Raw genomic sequence first — 20,968 nt, 5'->3', positions numbered from 1 at the left:
CCTCCCCGTCATCCTGCCGACGCTGCTGCCGGCGCTGCTGACCGGGTTCGCGATGGCCTTTGCCCGGGGACTTGGCGAGTACGGCTCGGTCGTCTTCATCTCGGGCAACATGCCGATGAAGACCGAGATCGCGCCGCTGCTCATCATGACCAAGCTGGAGCAGTACGACTATATGGGCGCTACCGCGATCGCCGCAGTGATGCTGGTCATGTCGTTTGTGATGCTGCTACTTATCAACTACTTGCAGTGGCGGGCCGGTCGCCGCGTCATTGCGGAATAGGAGGCTGACATGGCAGGAGCTGTAACCGCACATCTGTCGCGAGACGCGCAAACGAGACCAAGTCACAGCAACGAAGCCCGCTGGGTGCGATGGGTGCTGATCGGACTCGCACTGCTCTTCATCGCCCTGATCGTCCTGCTGCCGCTGGCGGCGATCTTCATCGAAGCCTTCAAGCGAGGCGTCGGCGTCTATTACGCTTCGATCACGGAGCCGGATGCGCTGGCTGCCTTGAAGCTGACGCTGCTGGCCGCTGTCATTGCGGTGCCGCTTAATACGGTGTTCGGCCTGGCAGCAGCCTGGACGATCAGCAAGTTCCGATTCAAGGGCAAGCAACTGCTCATCACCTTGATCGATCTGCCGTTTGCGGTATCGCCGGTCATTGCCGGCTTGATCTTCGTCCTGCTTTTCGGGGCTCAGGGCTTCTTCGGACCGTGGCTCGACGAGCGAGGCATCCAGATCATCTTCGCCTTGCCGGGAATCGTGCTGGCGACCGCATTTGTGACGTTCCCATTCGTAGCGCGCGAGCTCATCCCGATCATGCAGGCCCAGGGCCCGCATGAGGAGGAGGCAGCCGTCAGTCTGGGGGCGAGGGGCTGGCAGATTTTCTGGCGAGTGACGCTGCCGAACATCCGCTGGGGCTTGCTCTACGGGATGATCCTGTGCAACGCCAGAGCGATGGGCGAGTTCGGCGCCGTCTCGGTCGTCTCCGGTCATATCCGGGGGCAGACCAACACGCTGCCGCTGCACGTCGAGATTTTGTACAATGAGTACCAGTTCTCGGCCTCGTTTGCCGTCGCTTCCTTGCTGGTGCTGCTGGCGATCTTGACGCTGGTAATGAAATCGTATATCGAGTGGAGGTCCTACCGGGAGATATCCCCGGAACCAAAATAGATCAGGATGGAGGAGATCCGCATGGCAAAGCCGTTGGAGATTGATGAGGTATGGCAAGATAGAATCCTGAGTCAGGTGAGCGGCCTGGAGTACGGCTCGGTGTTGATCACCGTGCATGACGGCCGGATCGTCCAGATCGAGCGTACGGAGCGCAAGCGTTTCGACAATCAAGCCGCCCAGGCTGCACCGCCGGCGCCGAGGAGCGCCGCAGCCCACAAGCCCTGACGTTGGTTGACGTATCGCAAAAAGCCGTCCTTTCTCGCCTGTGAGAAGGGACGGCTTTGTTGCGCTTATGCATTGCGGGTGACCTGTTCTGCCATAGCAAAAGCCCTCCCGCATCTGCGGAAGGGCTCGTGTCGTCAGGCGCTACGAAATGACAAACTTGATAATAACAGCAATCGCAAACACCACGAACATAAATCCACCCATGCCTACGGCGCCCATCGCAACGTCGTTAAAATCGTGGCGTGGCTCTTCGTTCAAATGCTCTCTTGGATCTCTGACATTCTCCATACGGTTACGACCTCCTCGCAGACGATGACACAGCCTGTGCCGCCAAGCCGCACATCCTCAGCCTGTGCCACTAGACTCACTTGGCTATAGTATACCCAACTTGCTGGATAAATGTAAAGACGGGCTTCGTGACAATTGTGAGGCGGGCTGCCCGGAGCAGGCTGCATGTGCTACAATAGGAGTATACGTTCGCATGGCAGGACGATCTCCATGCGCTAGAGAGAAGGAGGCAAGCGTAATGACTGATCAACCCGATGTCCGCGCCGAAGCGTCCGGCGACGAGCGAGCCTCCGAGGCCGCGGCGTCCGTGTCGCCCTCCCGGGAGCAAGCGGCTGAGCTGATCCGTAGCAAGCTGGCGCTGCTGCCCGACCAGCCGGGCTGCTACCTGATGAAGAACGGCCAGGGGACGATCATCTATGTTGGCAAGGCCAAGGTGCTCAAAAACCGCGTCCGTTCGTACTTTAACGGCAGCCATAACGGCAAGACTCAGAAGCTCGTCTCGGAGATCCGCGACTTCGAATATATCGTCACCTCCAGCAACATGGAGGCGCTCATCCTCGAGTGCAATCTGATCAAGCAGTATCACCCCAGGTACAATGTGCTGCTCAAGGACGACAAGTCGTTCCCGTACATCAAGATTACGAACGAGAAGCATCCGAAGCTTGAGGTGACGCGCCGTATCGTCAAGGACAAGGCCAAGTACTTTGGCCCCTACCCGAACGCCTATGCCGCCCAGGAGACTAAAAAGCTGCTCGATCGGCTGTACCCGCTCCGCAAGTGCAAAACGCTGCCGGACAAGGTCTGTCTCTATTATCATATGGGCCAATGCCTCGCGCCGTGCGAATATCCGGTCGAGCAGTCGGTCTACGACGAGATGATCCAGGACATCTCGCGCTTCCTCAGCGGCGGCCAGGACGTCGTCAAGACGCAGCTGCAGCACAAGATGGCCGAGGCGGCGGAGGCGCTGGAGTTCGAGCGGGCCAAGGAATACCGCGATCAGATCGTCGCCATCGAGGCGGTCATGGAGAAGCAGAAGATCACGATGGCCGACGCGCTCGATCGCGACGTGTTTGGCTATGCGGTGGACAAGGGCTGGATGTGCGTGCAGATCCTCTATATGCGCCAGGGCAAGCTGATCGAGCGCCATGCGACGACCTTCCCGTACTATGGCACCGAGTACAGCGACTTCATGACCTTTGTCACGCAGTACTACAGCGATAACCCGGCGCTGCCCAAGGAGATCTTCCTGCCGGAGCAGCCCGCCGAGCAGGAGTCGGCCGAGCCGGGAGCAGAGCCGGCGGCCGAGGATGTCGGCGGCATCCTGCAGAGCTGGCTCAAGGTCAAGGTGTTCGTCCCGCGCAAGGGCAAGAAGCGGGACGTCGTCGAGATGGCGAGCAAAAACGCCCGGATGTCGCTGGAGGAGAAGTTCAAGCTGATCGAGCGCGACGAGCAGCGCAGCGTCGTCGCGGCGGCCAGTCTGGCCGACTGGCTCGGGCTGCCGCAGGTGCGGCGCATCGAGGCATTCGACAACTCGAACATTCAGGGCACGGACCCGGTGTCGGCGATGGTTGTCTTCACCGACGGCAAGCCCGACCGCAAGGAATACCGCAAGTACAAGGTGCGCTCGGTGCAAGGCCCGGACGACTACGGCACGATGCGCGAGGTGATCCGCCGCCGTTACGAGCGGGTGCTGAAGGAAGGACTGACGCCGCCCGACCTGATCGTCGTCGACGGCGGCAAGGGGCAGATCTCGGCGGCGATCGAGGTGCTCGAGGACGAACTGGGGCTGCATATCCCCGTATGCGGCCTCGTCAAGGACGCCAAGCACAAGACGGCCCAGCTGATGATCGGCGATCCGGCCGAGGTCGTGCCGCTGCCCCGCGACAGTCAGGAGTTCTATCTGCTGCAGCGCATCCAGGACGAGGTCCATCGCTTCGCGATTACCTTCCACCGGGAGACGCGGGCCAAGTCGATGGTCGCCTCGCGGCTCGACGCGATCCCAGGCATCGGCGAGAAGCGGCGCAAGCAGCTGCTCAAGCATTTCGGCTCGCTCAAAAAAATAAAAGAGGCCGAAGTCGAAGACTTCAAGCCTCTGTCGATCGGCGAAAAGCTCGCCACTCAGATTCTCACGGCATTGAGGGAGGAACCGTAATTTCGGTTCCTCTTTTTTTGGTGCTCGCCTGCAGGTCTGCTCAGGACACTGCTTAGTGCTCCGGGTTGAAGCTTGTCGGGCCGCCGGAAGGCGATGAAGCGGGATCCTCCGGGCTGTACTGCGCGCGCGGCTGGCGCGGCCCCCTGCTGTCCGACCACCAGCGCATGACCCAGGCGACGATCACCGGGAGCACGATGTAGAACACGCCGGCGACCATATTGACCGGCTCGCCCATGAAGATGAGCAGCAGCGACATCATGATGCTGTTGACGATCGCGTGGGTGAAGACGGCGGTCAGGAAGCCGTACTTCAGGAAGATGTAGCTGAACAGCAGACCAAGGATCGTCAGCTCGATCAGCCGCGTCGTCGCCGGATAGAACGGATAGGACACATGCCCCAGCGCCCAGATGATCGTCGGGATGAGCGAGGCGACGAACAGATTTTTGAACCATTTGCGCAGCAAGCCGATGCCGAACAGCCGATAGACGGCCTCCTCGGAGATCGCGGCGCACCACGCCAGCATCGGGTAGATCCACGGCGAGCCGAAGTTGTAGATCGACGTCGCGGCATCGGACGTCGTCCAGGTGCCGAAGCCCCGCTCCAGCAGCAGGAAGATGATCGTCTGCAAGCCGAGGAAGATGAAGGCCCACAGGTACGAGAGCTTCATGCTCCGCCACACATGCGTGCCGTAGCCCGGCTCGCCGAAGCGCGGCCACAGGTTGCGGCCATGCGCGCGCCACAGTCCATCACCGCCGACGAGCGCAAAGTAGACGGAAGCCGCCATTGCGATCGAGATCAGGACCGTAATCGCCATGCCGGCAATGGCGAACTCGTTGGCGGATGGGTTCTCGCCGAGCCCGGCGCGGACGCCGTCTAGCATGTTGACGTTGCTGATAATGTAGAAGACGAGGAAAAACCCGGTCAGGAACAGCCCTCGCAAGAACGACGTATGTCGGCGATAGAGCGCGGCGTAGACGACGGACAGGATGAACAGGATGACCGTCATCCCGAGATAACCGGCCAAGGTCAGGATCGAGCCGAGCTGGTCCTGCCCCTCAACATAGTCGATGTACGGTTGCGGCGGCAGGAAGGTCGGCTTGTAGCCGATCGTCCGGATCTCGCCGTCCGCCGTTACGACGGATCGGATGCGCAGCTCCAGCTCGGCTTCGCCGATCGATGCGCCTTTCACATCGATGATGACGAAGCCGTTACGATCCGGCATGCCGCGCGGTGCCAGCTGCTCCGCGAGGAAGCCTTGCTCTATCGCGAAGGACTGCGCTGCCTCCAGCGCCTCCTCCGACAGCAGCGGACGCTCACCCTCCGGGACGCCGCCCTGCCGGTTCCAGGCGACGACCTCGCCGCTTTCCATATGTAAGTAGACATAATAGTAGATATCCTGCATTCCGCTCAGCGGATGAGGCACCTTGACGTCGACCTGGTACGTATCGGGTGGGAATTGCTTGCCGTATTGCTCGTCATAGGCCTCCAGCTGTTTTTCCTTGGCCAGATAGCCGTTCAGCAGTCGGTCGGTCTGATGGACCGCATGGGGCGCTGTGATTACGGCCCCGAACTGCTCCTTGACGAAGGCAGTCGCCAGACGCTCCGCCTCGCCCTTGTCCATCACCTGCGTCGCGCTGGAGCTAAAGAAGGATGCGGCGGTCTGCGGGATAATCTGCAGCGCCAGATAGATCGCCAGGCAGATCATGCTGAAGAGCAGCAGTCTGCGCCACGGCGGTTCAATAGGGAGTGAATTCATGCATGCACCTCGACTTATGGGATTTGGACGCTTCGTCTACCTAACCTTACCATACACAAGCTGTCCGGTTCCAATCCTTTCCTGTTGCAATGTCATCCCTAACGGGAATCACGCTCGTCGGTAAAGTGGCTTTTGATCGCCTCTAGCCATAACCGCATCGATGCGCTATAAGGCTGATCGTCGAGGGAGTAGATGAGCGTCGTCGTCCGTCTGGCCTGTGCAAGCTCGCGGATTGGCAGCAGCGTCAGCTCGTTGTCCTCGAGCAGCTGCGCTCGCAGATACGACTGGGGCAGCAGCGTCGCCGCCCGGCAGGTATGGAGCAGACGCAGGATCGCTTCGAAGGAGTCGATCTCCATGCGCACGTCGGGAGAGAGTCGGTAGCGCTGGAACAGCTCGTCGGTCAGCACCCGATACCAGGTCCCCTTGGAGAAGAGGATCATCGGCAAGCCGTCGAGCACGCTGATCTCCGGCACCGATCTGTCGGTGACGAGCAGGTTCTTCGGCAGTACGAGCTGCAGATGATCCTCGAAGAGTGGCAAGCAGGCGAGCTGGCTCTCGTCTATAATGGAAGCAACGAGGCCGAGATCGGCCCGCTTGTCCCGTACGAGCGAGACGATCTCATGCGTCTTGCCGGTGACCGCCTTGATCTCCAGCTCCGGGTTCAGCCGCGTCAGTACCTGGATCAGATCGGGTAGCGTCGTCTGTAGCGTCGTCAGCGAGGCGCCGATCGTCAGCTCGCGCCGTTCGGTGTGGCGATACTCGGCGAGCGACTGCAGGTAGCGTTGCTGACCGGAGCGCAGATCCTTGGCGAATGCATACGTCAGCTGACCGGCGCTGGTCAGCTCGAGTCGTTTGCCGACGCGCCGGAACAGTGCAACCTCGAGCTCTTCCTCCAGCTTGGCGATTTTGCGCGAGAGCGCGGGCTGAGACAAATTTAACAGCGTCGACGCTTTGTTCAGGCTCGACTGTTCGACAACCGTGGCGAAAATATGCATCTGATCAAGCAAGGGAAGACTCCTTTCGCAGGTGAAGTGGATGATGGCGTATACATATAACCAGAGGTTATAAGATATTATACTAAATAAGCAATTCCATTATAAGCGAAAAAGGAGTACCATGAAAAGTGTGACCAAGTTGTGTCAGGGGAATACAGTAGATGTTGACGCTTTATGGGGTCAGGAGTACAATGAAAGACGTTGTCTACAAAGGTACGAGTCTGGAAAGGAGCACACTAATGTCATGAAGGGAAATTCGTATTACGCGCGCCGGATTCATTCCTTGCTCGGAGTGATTCCACTCAGCATGTTTATCATTTCGCACATGCTGACGAACTTTGCTGCTGTTGAGGGGGGCCCGGAGCGGTTCAACAACGCGGTGAATCTGATTAACAGCATGCCGCTCATTTGGGTTCTCGAGCTGGGGGTTATTTTCCTGCCATTGCTGTTCCACGGCATCTATGGCCTCTACATCGCCTATCAGTCCAACAGCAACATCGGCCAATTTTCGTACGGCCGGAACTGGGCGTTTACGCTGCAGCGGATTACCGGCGTAATTACGTTCATTTTTATTGTCTGGCACGTTTATCAGACACGTTTTCAGGTTGCGATCGGTGAAGTGACCCACGAGGAGCTGGGCGGCGTCATGCATCTGATCTCTACGAACAACCTGTTTTTTGTTCTGTACACGATTGGCGTTCTTGCCGCCGTATTCCACTTTGCCAACGGCATGTGGGCATTCCTTGTGAGCTGGGGCGTCACGGTCGGCCCGCGGGCACAGCGTATTTCCTCCTATGTATGGATGGTCGTATTCGTCGTCGTGTCCGCCATGTTCCTGATGTCGCTGGCAGCGTTCCGCGGCGATGAGTTCAAAGAAGCGGCGGCAGCGCTTGATCTGATCCGGCACGTATAACCAGTCCTAGCATATCTGGAAGACAAGGAGCGAATAATCCATGGCTAAAAATAAAGTAATCGTCGTCGGCGGCGGTCTCGCAGGCTTGATGGCGACGATCAAGGCAGCGGAAGCGGGCATGCATGTCGACCTGTTCTCGCTCGTCCCTGTAAAGCGTTCTCACTCGGTGTGCGCCCAGGGCGGCATCAACGGCGCGGTCAATACGAAGGGCGAAGGCGACTCCACCTGGGAGCACTTCGACGATACCGTATACGGCGGCGACTTCCTCGCCAACCAACCGCCCGTCAAGGCGATGTGCGACGCGGCGCCCGGCATCATCCATCTGATGGACCGGATGGGCGTCATGTTCAACCGGACGCCGGAGGGTCTGCTCGACTTCCGCCGGTTCGGCGGCACCAAATACCACCGCACGGCATTTGCAGGCGCGACGACTGGCCAGCAGCTGCTCTATGCGCTGGATGAGCAAGTGCGCCGCTGGGAGACAGCCGGTCTGGTCACCAAGTACGAGCACTGGGAGTTTCTCGGCGCGGTCATTGACGACGATGGCGTCTGCCGCGGCGTATCGGCACAGGATCTGCGCTCGATGGAGGTGCATGCGGTATCTGCCGATGCAGTCATCCTGGCGACCGGCGGTCCCGGCATCATCTTCGGCAAGTCGACCAACTCGGTTATCAACACTGGCACGGCGGCAAGCGCAGTCTATCAGCAAGGCGTCAACTATGCCAACGGCGAGTTCATCCAGATCCACCCGACGGCGATCCCTGGCGACGACAAGCTGCGTCTCATGTCCGAGTCTGCGCGTGGCGAGGGCGGCCGAATCTGGACGTACAAGGACGGCAAGCCGTGGTACTTCCTCGAGGAGAAATACCCAGCCTACGGCAACCTGGTGCCGCGCGACATCGCGACGCGTGAGATCTTCAGCGTCTGCGTCGATATGAAGCTCGGCGTCAACGGTGAGAACATGGTCTATCTCGACCTCTCGCACAAGGATCCCAAGGAGCTGGACGTCAAGCTCGGCGGCATCATCGAGATCTATGAGAAGTTCATGGGCGACGATCCGCGCAAGATTCCGATGAAGATCTTCCCGGCGGTTCACTACTCGATGGGCGGCATGTGGGTCGACTACAACCAGATGACCAACATCCCTGGCCTGTTCGCAGCCGGCGAGTGCGAGTACCAATATCACGGGGCCAATCGTCTCGGCGCGAACTCGCTCGTCTCCGCGATCTACGGCGGCATGGTCGCCGGACCGAAGGCGGTAGAGTACATCCGTGGGCTGTCGAAGTCCTCGGAGGACGTATCCTCATCGGTGTTCGATCGCGAGAAGCAGCGCCAGACCGACAAGTACAACCGCATCCTCAAGATGGACGGCACGGAGAATGCGTATGTGCTGCATCGCGAGCTCGGCGAGTGGATGACCAACAACATGACGGTCGTGCGCTACAACAACAAGCTCGAAGAGACGATCAACAAGATCAAGGAGCTCAAGCAGCGCTACGCGAAGATCAATATCAACGACACGGCAGGCTGGAACAACGCCGGCGTCGCCTTCACCCGTCAGCTATGGAACATGCTCGAGCTGTCCGAGGCGATGACCAAGGGCGCGCTGCTCCGCAACGAGAGCCGAGGCGCGCACTACAAGCCGGATTTCACGGAGCGCGACGATGAGAACTTCATGAAAACGACAATTGCGTCGTGGACGCAGGACGGACCGAAGATCTCTTACGAGGACATCGACGTCTCGCTGATCCCGCCGCGCAAGCGTGACTATACAACAGACAAGAAGAAAGGAGAATAACGATGGCGGATACAGCGGTAGCCAACAAAACAGTCAAACTGGTCATTACCCGCCAGGACAAGCCAGACTCGCAGCCGTATACGGAAACGTTCGAGATCCCGTACCGGGCCAACATGAATGTCATCAGCGCCCTGATGGAGATCCAACGTAACCCGACGACACAGTCCGGCCAGTCAACCTCGCCGGTCTGCTGGGACTCCAACTGTCTCGAAGAGGTGTGCGGCGCTTGCTCCATGATCGTCAACGGCAAGCCTAGACAGGCATGTACGGCACTGATCGACAAACTCGAGCAGCCGATCCGGCTGGAGCCGATGAAGACCTTCCCGATCGTCCGCGACCTGATCGTCGACCGTCAGCGTATGTTCGGCGCGCTGAAGCGGGTCAAGGCGTGGATCCCGATCGACGGCACCTATGATCTCGGTCCCGGCCCGCGGATGGCCGAGTCGAAGCGTCAGTGGGCGTATGAGCTGTCCAAGTGCATGACCTGCGGCGTCTGCCTCGAGGCTTGCCCGAACGTCAACGACCGCAACAGCTTCATCGGTCCGGCTGCGCTCTCGCAGGTTCGCCTGTTCAACGCTCACCCGACAGGGGAGATGAACAAGGACGAGCGACTGGAGACGCTGATGAGCGACGGCGGCATCGAGGGCTGCGGCAACTCGCAAAACTGCGTGCGCGCCTGTCCGAAGGGCATCCCGCTCACGACGTCGATCGCTTCGCTGAACAAAGATACATCGAAGCATATGTTCAAGAAATGGCTTGGAATGTAATGTGCTGAGACTCCACCCTCTGTGGCTCCTGTCGGACGTCGCAGAGGGTGATTTTTGTCTATCTGACTTCAAATGAAAATGATTCTCATTATTAATATATACGCTGTCGCCTCGTCTGTCAATCCTCTCTCTCCATATCTAAAAAAGCCCGCACCTCGGCGGGATACGCCGTGTACGGGCCTTGCGTGTGGGCGGAGCAGGCTAGAAGGGGAGCTACATCCAATGCTCTCCCCAGCCCTGGATCGAACGGATGACAGGCTCCAGATCCTTCCCTTTGTCGGTCAGTTCATATTCGATCCGGACCGGCATCTCAGGATACACCGTCCGTTTCACTATATCCATGGACTCGAGCTCCTTCATGCGATCGGTCAGCATTTTGTCGCTCATGTCTGGGATTTGTTCCTTCATTTCCTTGAACCGTTTTGGTCCGTCGAGCAGAACCCGGATGATCAGTCCCGTCCATTTTTTGCAAAGGATCTCTGCAGCGGATTCGTACTTCGGACACATCTTTGAGTAGTCCACAGGTATCACCCCACTTTATGAATCTATTGTAACACGCCGCTATCCAAAACGTAAGGCTAAATTAAAAAAATATTATAAACTCCTTTATATATATATACTAACCTTTATTAAGCAAAGATAAACGAAATGGAACCGCTACATTTGCTGTGCGTCGGACAAACGTTTAGACTAGAAGTAGACGTGCTCTTACGAACCTGCGCGGACGGCGCGGGATGTTCGAGGCAAGGGAGGCATAGAGATGAAACAGAGAATCGAAAGGGACTCGCTCGGCGAGATCGCCGTGCCAGAGTCCAGACTATGGGGCGCGCAGACGGAGCGGAGCCGACAGAACTTCCAGATCGGCAACGAACGGATGCCGCTGGAGCTGATCCGGGCGATGGCGGTGCTCAAGCAGAGCGCAGCGCGCGCCAACCGCGAGCTGGGCGTGCTGGAGCCGGAGCTGGCGGAGGCGATCGTCCAGGCGGCGGAGGAAGTGTTGCAGGATCGCTGGCCGGATGAATTCCCGCTGGTCGTATGGCAGACAGGCAGCGGCACTCAGAGCAATATGAATATGAATGAGGTGCTTGCTCGCCGGGCGGAGCAACTGCTCGAGACAGCCGGCAAGTCGATGCGGGTTCACCCCAACGATCATGTCAATCGCTCGCAGAGCTCCAACGATACCTTTCCTACAGCGATGCATATCGCCGCCCGTCAAGCGGTCGAGGAGTCGCTGCTGCCGGCGCTGGACGCGCTGACCTTGACATTGACGGCCAAGAGCGAGGCCTTTGCCTCGATCGTCAAGATCGGCCGCACGCATCTCCAGGATGCGACGCCGCTGACGCTGGGTCAGGCGATCAGCGGATGGGTACAGATGCTTAAGAAAACCTCGCGGATGATCCGTCAGAGCATGGAGGAGCTGGCCGAGCTGGCGATCGGCGGCACCGCTGTCGGCACCGGACTGAACAGCCCTCCCGGATTCGGCGAGCGCGCCGCCGCGCTCATCAGCGAGCGGACGGGACGCGTCTATCGCAGCGCCGACAACAAGTTCCACGCGCTTACGAGCCATGACGAACTGGTCTACGCGCACGGCGCGCTGAAGGCGCTCGCCGCTGATCTGATGAAGATCGCCAACGATGTACGCTGGCTAGCCAGCGGCCCGCGCTGCGGCATCGGCGAGCTGCGCATCCCTGCCAACGAGCCGGGCAGCTCGATCATGCCGGGTAAGGTTAATCCGACGCAGAGCGAGGCTCTGACGATGGTCGTCTGTCAGGTGATGGGCAACGATGCCGCGATCGGCTTCGCCGCCAGTCAGGGCAACTTTGAGCTCAATGTATTCAAGCCGGTCATCATCTACAACTTCCTGCAGTCGACGGCGCTGCTGGCCGACAGCATCCGTTCCTTCGACCGCCATTGCGCCAGCGGCATCGAAGCCGACGAACAGCGGATCGCCGAGCATCTGGATGCGTCGCTCATGCTGGTGACGGCGCTTAATCCGCATATCGGCTACGAGCATGCGGCGACGATCGCCAAGAAGGCGCATCAGGAAGGGACGACGCTGCGGGAAGCGGCGGCGGCGAGCGGCCTGATCTCGCTCGAGGACTTCGACCGAATCGTGCGACCAGAGCAGATGGTGCGCCCGCACGATTCATAATGCACGACACATGACGCCGAAGGGAGGGGACCGTCATGGCCGATAACTGGGGATTTTTTGAACGTCGGACCGAGCAGGAGCAGATGCGTATCCTGGTCAATATGGGCTGGCGTCAGCAGAAGCGGCCGGAAGGCCATAGCGAGCTGTTGTCGGCGACCATCAATCTGATGCAGCTGATGAAGGAGCAAAAGGACAGACGCAACGCCGTACAGGCGCTGGAGCGGCTGGAATCGCGGCTGGAGGAGGCGCTTGGCGCTGCGCTGCAGACGGTCTACATCGGCCGGATCAATACCGCCAAGCGGTTGGAGTTTTATTACTATGCGCCGCCGGATGAGGAGATGGAGGCGAAGCAGCGCGAGCTGCGGCTGCTGTTCCGGGACGATCGGATTGTTTTCTACAGCAAGCCCGACCCGGACTGGACCTTTTATCGATTCCTGATGCCGAGCGAGCTTGAGGAGATGTATATCCATAACGCGCAGATGGTCTATGCGCTCATCCATAAGGGCGACCATATCGAGCGTCCCCGTCAAGTGTACCACTGGCTGATGTTCAGGCAGGACGAGGATCGCGCCGAGATGAAGCAGGCGGTCGAGCATATGGGCTACAAGGTGGAGGATGGCAAGGTGCCGGAGGAGCGCCCGGAATACCCGTACTCGCTCGTCATCAGCCGCTGGGAGGATGTGCGGCTGGAGACGGTCAATGAGCGGGTCGGCGAGCTGTATAAGCTCGTCGATACGGTAGACGGGCGCTATGACGGCTGGGGAGCCGTGCTGCGGCTCTCCTGGCTGAAGCGGATACGTCTGGGCGCCAGCCGCCGCATCGGCGCGATCCAGACGCTCAGGCGCTGGCTGGGCCGCTCGGAGGAGCGGAGCTAGAGCCGGATGACGACGAGCCCGGCCATCATGCAGACGAATGCGGCGCTCTGGAGCGGCGTCAGCCGCTCGCGGTAGATGAGGATCGCGCCGAGCGCGATCACCAGTCCATTGGTGGCGAAGATCGGGGCGGCCAGGTTGGCCTTGCCCGTCTCCAGCGCCATCGCATAGAGCTGCAAGCCGCCATAGGAGAACAAGCCGGCCAGCAGTCCCCATCGCCAGCCGATGCGGCGGGAGGCGCGATCCCCGCTCCGCAGCAGCGGTGGCAGGAACCAGAGTGCGGACAGCGCATAAGCGGCGAGCAGGATCGGCGTCGCTTCCAGCTGAAGTTCCTCGGTCACCTTCAGCCCGCCGTTGCGGAGACTGAACAGCAGGATGCCAGCAGCGACGTACAGTCCCCACGTCTTCTCCCGGATCGTGATCGGCTCCTGGCGACGGATAGCGATCAGGATGATCGCCAGCAGCAGCAGGCCGACGCCAGTCGCCTCCGAGCCGGAGAAGGGTTCATCATAGAGCCAGATGCCCATGGCGATGACGAGGACGATATTCATATTGACGAGCGGCGAGGTCAGCGAGGCGGGTCCATAGGCAAGCGCCTTCATGAACACGGCATTGCCCCAGGCCGAGCCGGCGCCGACGACCGCGCCAGCCGCCCAGATGCGCCAGTCCGTCAGCAGGGCGTTCAGCGTGCCTTCCACAGCTCCGTGCAAGGCGAAGCCGGCCGCGCCGCTCACATAGAGCGCCAGCAGCAGCGTAGCGTTCGAGCCGCCGCGCATTTGCGATATTTTCATGGCCAGCCCGGCCAGCCCGAAGATCGCGGCGCTCCCGATCGCGATGAGCATCCACATAGCGTAATCATTCCCCGTCGTTTGCATTTGTCACACAAATGAAATATAGCTGTTATCGTCCTTTTACAAAGATCGGCTATTATACTTAACAAGACCCCCTTTTTTTATATAAAGTATTGGGACCCGCGAGAGAGCGGGTCCATTTTTTTTGCGTGCTGGCGTCGCATGCTGTTGGCTTGTTACCGCTTGCGCTTCAATCCTCCAGCGATACCGTCACGGGCTGCCGCTGCCGGTAGAAGACCCACTCCCGGTAGCCGATCTCGCGCAGCCGCGCGCGCACCTTATGCCAGTCCTCGCCGATCCTGCCGGGGACATGGCTATCCGAGCCGAAGGTGACGCGGACGCCGTAATGGAGCGCTCGCTCGAGGATCTCGTCCGACGGATACCAGCCGCCAACATCCTTGGTGCCTCCCGAGGTGTTGATCTCGATGGCGATATCGCACTCGGCGATCGTCCGCAGCGTCTCGTCGATGGCCGCCGCTGCCGGGATGTCGGAAAACGCCGGGTAGTAGCCCTTCATCGCATCGATATGGCCGAGGATCTGGAACAGGCCGCTGCGCGCCGATTGCCGGATCAGGTCATAGTAAAGCACCTTTTGCTCGATCATCGTCTGTTCATCGAGACCGTTCCAGCGATTGCGGTTGAAGATGCTCACGCCGCCGCTCTGGTGCACGGAGCCGATGATGTAATCGAATGGGTATGGGGCGTAAGCGTTGCGATAGACCTCCAGATGCTCCGGGAAAAAGTCCGACTCGACGCCAAGCAGCACCTCGATCCGATCCGCATATTGCGCCTTGAGCCGCAGCACCTCTTCGATATATTCGGCGAACTGGCTTTTGGCCATCGCGATGTACGGGAACGCCTGATCCTCGGGACTTGCGAAGTAGGGAGAGTGATCCGAGATGCCGATTACGTGCAAGTCTGCTGCGATGGCGGCGCGGACATAGTCCTCGATCGTGCCTTCCGCATGGCCGCAGCGAATATGATGCGTATGCAAGTCAAATTTCATGGTCGATCTCCTCCAAGCGCGTGCATTATTCGGTACTAATAAATTGATCCTCCGGCATCCCCTTCAGGTCGCTCAAAAACTGCCGCATCGCCGAGTTCAGATAACGGCCCGACTTGTAGATGACGCCGACCGGGTGGCTGAGCTCAAGCTCATTGACCTTGATCATCTTCAGTGTGCCCAGACTGAGCTCTTTGGCAATCGACTGCTTGGAGACAACGGCGGCGCCGAGGTTGATCTCGACCATCCGCTTGACCTCCTCGCTGCTGGAGAGCTCCATGACGATGTTGGGCTGGATGTCGTACTTGCGGAACATCTGGTCGATGAAGCGGCGGCCGAGCGTGTCCGGCGACAGCATAATAAACGGCAGATCCTTGAGCCGGTCGACGGTTGTATGCTTCAGGTGACTTAGCTCATGATCACTGGAGACGACCAGCTCGTAGGTGTCGTAGTAGAGGATGGAGGATTCGAGATTGGGGTTGCGCTCGCCCAGATAGGTGATACCGATGTCGACGATGCCGCTCTCCACGCTCGGCAAAACCATCGATGAGGGCATGGAGTGGATCGTCGTCTTGATGAGCGGGAACTGGTCCTGGAAGTAGGACAGCACGCGAGGCAGGATCTGAATGGCGATCGTGGCGGTCGTCCCGAGGGTAATATGGCCCTGCGGCGTCTCGCTCAGATCCGAGAGCTTCTGCCGGAGCTCGGCGACGACGGCCAGGATGCGCTCGGCGTGCTCCAGGAACACAACGCCCTGATCGGTCAGGGTCACCGGCTGGTTGCGATCGAGCAGCACGACCTTGAACTCGTCCTCTAGGCTTCGCATCTGGGCGGATACGGCCGGCTGCGTCAGGTTGAGCTGCTCGCCCGCCTTGCGGAAGCTCTTCGTGCGGGATAGGGTCAATAGCGTTTCGAGCTGGCTGATGTTCATCGGCATTCCTCCTGATTTCTAGTCCGAGAGTTGCAACTGCTGAACTTCTATTATAGGGGATGGACAGGTATTCAGCAAAGTCGTCGCAGCATTTACGCAATCTTCACCGCAATCGTCAGGAGGAAAAGGCCACTATCTGTCGAAAAGGTGGGGATGCAGGTAAACAGGAGAGGGGACATGATGTGAAGCGCAATGCGAGACGAACGGCGGAATCCAAAGCGGTGCGCGGCTGGTTGATGTACGACTTCGCCAACTCGGCCTTTGCGACGACGATCCTGGCAGCGGTGCTGCCGGTATTCTATGAGACGGTGGCGGGAGCGGGGCTGCCGGGCAACAAGGCCGAGATCTACTGGGCCAACACGCAGACGATCGCGATGCTGTGCGTGGCGCTGATCTCGCCGATCCTCGGCGCGATCGCCGATCATGTCGGCGCCAAGGTTCGCTTCCTCAGCATTTTCGCGCTCATGGGAGCGCTTGCGAGCTCGGGGCTGGCGCTCGTCGGCGAGGGGAGCTGGCTGCTCGCCTCGATCCTGGCGATCTTCGGCTCGATCGGCTTCTCGGCGGGCAATACGTTCTACGATGCGATGCTGCCCGAGCTGGCCGACGAGAGCCGGCGGGACGATGTAAGCAGCCGCGGCTATGCCTACGGCTATATCGGCGGCGGGTTGCTGCTGGCGATCAATGTGTTCATGATCGAGGGCTGGGAGCTGCTCGGCTTCCCGAGCAAGACGTTAGCGACCCAGGCGGCTTTTGCAACGGTCGGCGTTTGGTGGATCGTCTTTGCGCTCCCGCTGTTCCGGCATGTCAAGGATGTGCCGAGAGCGCGCGGCGAGGGGGCTGCGACGGTCGTGCGAGCCGGTCTGCGACGGCTTGGCGAGACGCTGCGCGGCATCGCGCGGTTTCCCGAGCTGCTCAAGTATATGATCGCGTACTGGTTTTTTAATAACGGCATCAACACCGTCATCATCATGGCGACCATCTACGGCAGCGGCATCGGCATCGAGATGACGCATCTGATCATCGCATTGCTCATTACCCAGTTCGTCGGCTTCCCGGCGACGATCGCCTTCGGCAAGCTGGCGATGCGGACGGGAGCCAAGCGGGCGCTCTATGCGACGCTTGTCGTCTACATTGTCATCGTTTCGTTTGGCTACTTTATGACGAGCGCCGTCCACTTCTATGCGCTGGCCATCATGGTCGGGCTTGTACAGGGGGGCAGCCAGGCGCTGGCCCGCTCGCTTTATGCCGGGCTGGTGCCGTCGTCCAAGGCGGCGGAGTTTTTTGGCTTCCTGAGCCTGTCGGGCAAGTTCTCGTCGGTGGCAGGGCCACTGCTGTTCTCGATCGTCGGTACCTTGACCGGCTCAAGTCGGCTCGCCATCCTGTCGCTGGTCGCCTTCTTCGTCATCGGCATCGTACTGCTGTTCTTTGTCCAGCTCGACAAGGGGCGGCGTGAAGCGCTGAGCTTCGAGACGACGGTGCGAGAGTAGCGGACGATACGAAAAGACGCCCTCAGCGCCACATGAATCGTGGTTTTGAAGGCGTCTTTGCATCCCAGACTTATCGTGCGTGCTTTTTGAACAACCTCTTACAGCCATTCTTTTTTGCGGAACAGATAGAGCATGCCCATCCCGACCAGGAGCATCAGGCCGATCAGCACATAGGCGCCATAGCGGAAGTGCAGGCCGGGGATGAAGTCGAAGTTCATGCCGTAGATGCCGGTAATAAACGTCAGCGGCATGAAGATCGTCGTCAGCGCCGTGAAGATGCGCATGATTTCATTGGCTCTGCCGGACAGCGAGGACTGGTAGGCCTCGCGCAAGTTGCCCATCAGATCACGATACGTATCGAACGTCTCGACGACCTTGACCGCATTTTCGTAGACGTCGTTGAAGTAAGGATGGAGTTTCGCGTCGATCAGCTTGAGCTCCTTTTTGTGCAGGATCGAGATGACCTCGCGCTGCGGACCAAGCGTCTTCTTCAGCCAGAGGATCTCGCTTCGCAGACCGATGATCTCCGTCAGATGCGACTTTTTGGTGCGCATCAGGATGTCTTCCTCGAGCTTCTCGATCCTCGCCTCGATCCGGTCGCCGACGAGGAAGTAATTGTCCACAACCATATCGAGCAGGTGGTAGAGGAAGCGGTCGGGCGTATCGACCTCATGCTCCCATAGCACCGGCTTGAGGGAACGCAGCTCATTGATCCGCTGGCCGGTCACCGTGATAATATAATGCCGTCCGAGGAAGATGTTGAGCTCCCGCAGGAAGATCTCCTCGTCATCGAAACGGATGCTGTTCATCACGACGAAATAATGACCATCATAGTATTCGATCTTCGGCCGCTGCTCGGCCTCGTTCAGACAGTCCTCCACCGCCAGATCATGCATGCCGAACAGCGGCTGCAGGACGACCAGATCGTCCAGGTCGGCGTCGATCCAATAAAATCCCGACGGAGGTGCCGTCAATGTAGTATCGATGTCTTCGACCATGGTGAATATGCCTTGTTGGACCCAACGGATCTTCATAATCCGCAGCACCTCCCGTGTATGACCTTGCTTGTCAAGCCCTAGTATACTCTGACTCGTCGCTAACGGACAACCCCCCGAGACGCTGGGCCTTTGGAGTATCTTATGGCGCGGTCAGAGGGGCGGTGCATTTGTGATCTTGACGCGCATATCGGAATACGTTAAAGTAAACGATAGTAGAAGACGTACGACAATTGCATACTACTTTCTTATCAAGAGCAGGCGGAGGGACTAGCCCGATGAAGCCCGGCAACCGGCATATTTATATGTACGGTGCTAATTCTTGCGGAAACCGGCGGTTTCTGAGAGATGAGAGAGGCGTCAGATTTCTGCCCTTATGACCCCCCTCTCGCCCGAGAGGGGGCTTTTTCTCATACTAGCAACCGCACATCACAGTTAGAGGAGTGATTCCTGTGCCCATCAAAGTTCCGGACAACTTGCCAGCCAAAGAAATTCTGAGCAACGAAAATATTTTCGTCATGGACGAAAGCGTCGCCTACCAGCAGGACATCCGTCCGCTTCGAATCGCCATACTTAATCTGATGCCGACCAAGGAAACAACGGAGACGCAGCTGCTGCGTCTGATCGGCAACACGCCGCTGCAAGTCGAGGTCGTGCTGCTCCATCCGCGCACCCATGTGTCCAAAAATACGTCGGCCGAGCATCTCGAATCGTTTTACAAAACCTTCGATGAAATCTCGCATCAGCATTATGACGGCTTGATCATCACTGGCGCGCCTGTCGAGCATCTGCCCTTCGAGCAAGTGACCTACTGGGAGGAGCTGCAGACGATTATGGACTGGAGCGCTCGTCACGTCACCTCGACGCTGCATATTTGTTGGGGCGCGCAGGCGGGATTATTCCATCATTACGGCATCCAGAAGCATCTGCTCCCGAAGAAGCTGTTCGGCGTCTTCCCGCATACGATCGAGAAGCGCAATGTGAAGCTGCTCCGAGGCTTCGACGAGATGTATTATGTGCCGCAGTCCCGCCACACCGAGGTGCTGCGCAGCGAGATCGAGCAGGTGGCGGATCTGGAGATCCTGTCCGAATCGTCGGAGGCGGGTGTCTACATCGTCGCATCCAAGAATGGCCGGCAGATTTTCGTCACCGGCCACTCGGAGTACGATCCGCTGACGCTCAAGTGGGAGTATGATCGCGACGCGGCCAAAGGGCTGCCAGTCGCCATCCCCAAAAATTATTATCCCGGCGACGATCCGACGCGGCAGCCGCTCTCGAGCTGGCGCGCGCACGCCAACCTGCTGTTCTCCAACTGGCTGAACTACTATGTGTACCAGGAAACGCCGTATGAGCTGGGAGCCGGTATCTAGAACTTTTACTAAAAGAGGAGTGCGTGCCCAATGAAAATCGAAAGTCGCCTGGCGCAGATCGGCTCGGTGCAAGAGCCGAAAACCGGAGCGGTCAGCTACCCGATCTACCAATCTACAGCCTTCCGTCACCCTCGCCTCGGCGAGAGCACCGGCTTTGACTATGCTCGCACCAAGAGTCCGACACGCACCGTGCTGGAGCAAGCGGCAGCCGAGCTGGAGTCGGGAGATGCCGGCTTCGCCTGCAGCTCGGGCATGGCAGCCTTGCAGACGATCTTCGCCCTGTTCAAGCAAGGCGATCATCTGATCGTCTCGCTCGATCTGTACGGCGGCACCTACCGTCTGCTGGAGCGGATTATGAGCCGCTTCGGCGTAACCGTCTCCTATGTCGATACCAATGACATCGAGGAGATGGCGCGCGTCAGCCGGCCCGAGACGCGGGCGATCCTGATCGAGACGCCGACCAATCCGCTCATGATGATCACCGATCTGGCGGCGGTCTGTACCTGGGCCAAGGCGCAAGGGTACTTGACGATCGTCGACAATACGCTGCTCACTCCGTACTACCAGCGCCCGATCGAGCTCGGGGCGGATATCGTCATCCATAGCGCCACCAAATATCTGGGCGGCCACAACGACGTGCTGGCCGGTCTGATCGTCACCAAGGGCGAGGCGCTCTCGCAGGAGATGGCGGTGCTGCACAACTCGATCGGCGCCGTGCTCGGACCGCAGGACTCCTGGCTGCTGATGCGGGGCATGAAGACGCTGGCGCTGCGGATGGAGCGGCATCAGTACAATGCGACCCGGATCGCCGAATACCTGCTGGAGCATCCGGCGGTCGAGGAGGTCTACTACCCGGCGCTGCCGCATCATCCGGGACATGAGATTCAGGAGCGGCAGTCGTCTGGCAACACCGGCATTTTCTCATTCCGGCTGAAAGACCCTCGTTATGTCGAGCCTGTGCTGCGCCACATCCAGCTCATCGCTTTTGCCGAGAGTCTGGGTGGCGTCGAGTCGCTCATGACGTATCCGGCTGTGCAGACGCATGCCGACATTCCCGAGGAGATTCGGCGCCGCATCGGCGTCGATGACCGACTGCTGCGGTTCTCGGTAGGCATCGAGCATGTCGAGGATCTGATCGCTGATCTCGGAGCGGCGCTTGAGGCGGCAAGACTGGAGATAGAGGCTAGCTAGCAGGATACGGCGGCGCCCGGTGATGACGGGGAGCCGCCGTTTGTGCTACTA

Annotated in this window: 20 protein-coding genes and 1 riboswitch; of the genes, 12 read left to right on the top strand and 8 right to left on the bottom strand. The window is 59.2% G+C overall.

Going from position 1 to position 20,968, the window contains the following annotated elements; genetic code table 11:
• From PA598K_RS37810 to PA598K_RS07580, 3 genes are all read left to right on the top strand, one after another.
• Positions 1-280: ABC transporter permease subunit (locus PA598K_RS37810; protein ID WP_260405306.1), on the top strand; the 280-nt coding region annotated here is incomplete at its 5' end.
• A 9-nt stretch (positions 281-289) separates the two neighbouring features.
• A complete protein-coding gene (cysW, locus tag PA598K_RS07585) occupies positions 290-1,171 on the top strand; it encodes a sulfate ABC transporter permease subunit CysW (RefSeq protein ID WP_128656353.1) in 882 nt (293 codons plus the stop codon).
• A gap of 21 nt (positions 1,172-1,192) precedes the next feature.
• Entirely contained in the window at positions 1,193-1,396 is a 204-nt protein-coding gene (locus tag PA598K_RS07580; protein ID WP_128656352.1) for a YezD family protein, read from the top strand.
• A 141-nt stretch (positions 1,397-1,537) separates the two neighbouring features.
• On the opposite strand, the gene PA598K_RS07575 is transcribed toward PA598K_RS07580, so the two are convergent.
• A complete protein-coding gene (locus PA598K_RS07575) occupies positions 1,538-1,684 on the bottom strand; it encodes a YqzM family protein (RefSeq protein WP_128656351.1) in 147 nt (48 codons plus the stop codon).
• A 238-nt stretch (positions 1,685-1,922) separates the two neighbouring features.
• On the opposite strand from PA598K_RS07575, the gene uvrC reads away from it, so the two are divergent.
• Positions 1,923-3,836 (top strand): excinuclease ABC subunit UvrC, encoded by a 1,914-nt coding sequence (gene uvrC, locus PA598K_RS07570; RefSeq protein ID WP_260405305.1) that lies wholly within the window; start codon positions 1,923-1,925, stop codon positions 3,834-3,836.
• Positions 3,837-3,888: 52 nt separating this feature from the next.
• Here the strand turns inward: uvrC and PA598K_RS07565 are convergent, their stop codons facing one another.
• A complete protein-coding gene (locus PA598K_RS07565; RefSeq protein WP_128656350.1) occupies positions 3,889-5,592 on the bottom strand; it encodes a CPBP family intramembrane glutamic endopeptidase in 1,704 nt (567 codons plus the stop codon).
• A gap of 98 nt (positions 5,593-5,690) precedes the next feature.
• Positions 5,691-6,599, bottom strand: coding sequence for a LysR family transcriptional regulator (locus tag PA598K_RS07560; protein ID WP_128656349.1), 909 nt, complete (start codon positions 6,597-6,599; stop codon positions 5,691-5,693).
• A gap of 232 nt (positions 6,600-6,831) precedes the next feature.
• Between PA598K_RS07560 and PA598K_RS07555 the strand changes: the two genes are divergently transcribed.
• From PA598K_RS07555 to sdhB, 3 genes are read left to right on the top strand one after another with little or no spacing between them, the layout of a single operon-like run.
• On the top strand, positions 6,832-7,500 hold the full coding sequence (locus tag PA598K_RS07555) for a succinate dehydrogenase cytochrome b558 subunit (RefSeq protein ID WP_128656348.1): 669 nt from the start codon (positions 6,832-6,834) through the stop codon (positions 7,498-7,500).
• A gap of 40 nt (positions 7,501-7,540) precedes the next feature.
• The gene (gene sdhA, locus PA598K_RS07550; protein WP_128656347.1) at positions 7,541-9,298 is read left to right on the top strand and encodes a succinate dehydrogenase flavoprotein subunit; all 1,758 of its coding nucleotides are present in this window, start codon (positions 7,541-7,543) and stop codon (positions 9,296-9,298) included.
• Positions 9,299-9,300: 2 nt separating this feature from the next.
• Positions 9,301-10,065: a succinate dehydrogenase iron-sulfur subunit gene (sdhB, locus tag PA598K_RS07545; RefSeq protein WP_128656346.1), complete on the top strand. Its 765-nt coding sequence runs from the start codon at positions 9,301-9,303 to the stop codon at positions 10,063-10,065.
• Positions 10,066-10,278: 213 nt separating this feature from the next.
• Here the strand turns inward: sdhB and PA598K_RS07540 are convergent, their stop codons facing one another.
• Positions 10,279-10,587 (bottom strand): winged helix-turn-helix transcriptional regulator, encoded by a 309-nt coding sequence (locus PA598K_RS07540; protein ID WP_128656345.1) that lies wholly within the window; start codon positions 10,585-10,587, stop codon positions 10,279-10,281.
• A gap of 238 nt (positions 10,588-10,825) precedes the next feature.
• Between PA598K_RS07540 and fumC the strand changes: the two genes are divergently transcribed.
• Both fumC and PA598K_RS07530 read left to right on the top strand, forming a co-directional pair.
• Complete coding sequence (fumC, locus tag PA598K_RS07535) at positions 10,826-12,217, top strand: class II fumarate hydratase (protein WP_128656344.1); 1,392 nt, start codon at positions 10,826-10,828, stop codon at positions 12,215-12,217.
• Positions 12,218-12,252: 35 nt separating this feature from the next.
• On the top strand, positions 12,253-13,092 hold the full coding sequence (locus tag PA598K_RS07530; protein WP_128656343.1) for a DUF695 domain-containing protein: 840 nt from the start codon (positions 12,253-12,255) through the stop codon (positions 13,090-13,092).
• On the opposite strand, the gene PA598K_RS07525 is transcribed toward PA598K_RS07530, so the two are convergent.
• From PA598K_RS07525 to PA598K_RS07515, 3 genes are all read right to left on the bottom strand, one after another.
• Positions 13,089-13,937 carry an EamA family transporter gene (locus tag PA598K_RS07525; RefSeq protein ID WP_128656342.1) on the bottom strand — a complete coding sequence of 283 codons (849 nt, stop codon included), beginning with the start codon at positions 13,935-13,937 and terminating at the stop codon, positions 13,089-13,091. The two genes, PA598K_RS07530 and PA598K_RS07525, sit on opposite strands and share 4 nt — an antisense overlap.
• A 193-nt stretch (positions 13,938-14,130) precedes the next feature.
• Positions 14,131-14,946 (bottom strand): histidinol-phosphatase, encoded by an 816-nt coding sequence (locus tag PA598K_RS07520; RefSeq protein ID WP_128656341.1) that lies wholly within the window; start codon positions 14,944-14,946, stop codon positions 14,131-14,133.
• A gap of 25 nt (positions 14,947-14,971) precedes the next feature.
• Positions 14,972-15,874, bottom strand: coding sequence for a LysR family transcriptional regulator (locus tag PA598K_RS07515; RefSeq protein WP_128656340.1), 903 nt, complete (start codon positions 15,872-15,874; stop codon positions 14,972-14,974).
• A gap of 236 nt (positions 15,875-16,110) precedes the next feature.
• On the opposite strand from PA598K_RS07515, the gene PA598K_RS07510 reads away from it, so the two are divergent.
• Positions 16,111-17,361, top strand: a complete 1,251-nt coding sequence (locus tag PA598K_RS07510) for an MFS transporter (protein ID WP_128656450.1) — start codon at positions 16,111-16,113, stop codon at positions 17,359-17,361.
• A 98-nt stretch (positions 17,362-17,459) separates the two neighbouring features.
• On the opposite strand, the gene corA is transcribed toward PA598K_RS07510, so the two are convergent.
• Positions 17,460-18,395 (bottom strand): magnesium/cobalt transporter CorA, encoded by a 936-nt coding sequence (corA, locus tag PA598K_RS07505; protein ID WP_128656339.1) that lies wholly within the window; start codon positions 18,393-18,395, stop codon positions 17,460-17,462.
• A 206-nt stretch (positions 18,396-18,601) separates the two neighbouring features.
• A riboswitch (SAM riboswitch) is annotated at positions 18,602-18,711 on the top strand.
• Positions 18,712-18,808: 97 nt separating this feature from the next.
• On the opposite strand from corA, the gene metA reads away from it, so the two are divergent.
• On the top strand, positions 18,809-19,726 hold the full coding sequence (gene metA / locus PA598K_RS07500) for a homoserine O-acetyltransferase MetA (protein WP_128656338.1): 918 nt from the start codon (positions 18,809-18,811) through the stop codon (positions 19,724-19,726).
• Between the two features lie 30 nt (positions 19,727-19,756).
• Positions 19,757-20,917 carry a PLP-dependent transferase gene (locus PA598K_RS07495; protein WP_128656337.1) on the top strand — a complete coding sequence of 387 codons (1,161 nt, stop codon included), beginning with the start codon at positions 19,757-19,759 and terminating at the stop codon, positions 20,915-20,917.
• Positions 20,918-20,968: the final 51 nt, after the last annotated feature.

Source organism: Paenibacillus sp. 598K, assembly GCF_003851045.1.
Lineage (GTDB): Bacteria > Bacillota > Bacilli > Paenibacillales > Paenibacillaceae > Paenibacillus_D.
This window is presented reverse-complemented; position numbering and strand designations above follow the sequence as displayed.

Bases quoted from the DNA above. Each gene is read 5' to 3' on its own strand.
- PA598K_RS07555 (WP_128656348.1), top strand. From the start codon at position 6,832: ATGAAGGGAAATTCGTATTACGCGCGCCGGATTCATTCCTTGCTCGGA.
- cysW (WP_128656353.1), top strand. From the start codon at position 290: ATGGCAGGAGCTGTAACCGCACATCTGTCGCGAGACGCGCAAACGAGA.
- PA598K_RS07580 (WP_128656352.1), top strand. From the start codon at position 1,193: ATGGCAAAGCCGTTGGAGATTGATGAGGTATGGCAAGATAGAATCCTG.
- corA (WP_128656339.1), bottom strand. From the start codon at position 18,395: ATGAAGATCCGTTGGGTCCAACAAGGCATATTCACCATGGTCGAAGAC.
- uvrC (WP_260405305.1), top strand. From the start codon at position 1,923: ATGACTGATCAACCCGATGTCCGCGCCGAAGCGTCCGGCGACGAGCGA.
- PA598K_RS07530 (WP_128656343.1), top strand. From the start codon at position 12,253: ATGGCCGATAACTGGGGATTTTTTGAACGTCGGACCGAGCAGGAGCAG.
- PA598K_RS07495 (WP_128656337.1), top strand. From the start codon at position 19,757: ATGAAAATCGAAAGTCGCCTGGCGCAGATCGGCTCGGTGCAAGAGCCG.
- PA598K_RS07510 (WP_128656450.1), top strand. From the start codon at position 16,111: ATGTACGACTTCGCCAACTCGGCCTTTGCGACGACGATCCTGGCAGCG.
- PA598K_RS07520 (WP_128656341.1), bottom strand. From the start codon at position 14,946: ATGAAATTTGACTTGCATACGCATCATATTCGCTGCGGCCATGCGGAA.
- sdhB (WP_128656346.1), top strand. From the start codon at position 9,301: ATGGCGGATACAGCGGTAGCCAACAAAACAGTCAAACTGGTCATTACC.
- PA598K_RS07575 (WP_128656351.1), bottom strand. From the start codon at position 1,684: ATGGAGAATGTCAGAGATCCAAGAGAGCATTTGAACGAAGAGCCACGC.
- PA598K_RS07515 (WP_128656340.1), bottom strand. From the start codon at position 15,874: ATGAACATCAGCCAGCTCGAAACGCTATTGACCCTATCCCGCACGAAG.
- sdhA (WP_128656347.1), top strand. From the start codon at position 7,541: ATGGCTAAAAATAAAGTAATCGTCGTCGGCGGCGGTCTCGCAGGCTTG.
- fumC (WP_128656344.1), top strand. From the start codon at position 10,826: ATGAAACAGAGAATCGAAAGGGACTCGCTCGGCGAGATCGCCGTGCCA.
- PA598K_RS07565 (WP_128656350.1), bottom strand. From the start codon at position 5,592: ATGAATTCACTCCCTATTGAACCGCCGTGGCGCAGACTGCTGCTCTTC.
- PA598K_RS07525 (WP_128656342.1), bottom strand. From the start codon at position 13,937: ATGTGGATGCTCATCGCGATCGGGAGCGCCGCGATCTTCGGGCTGGCC.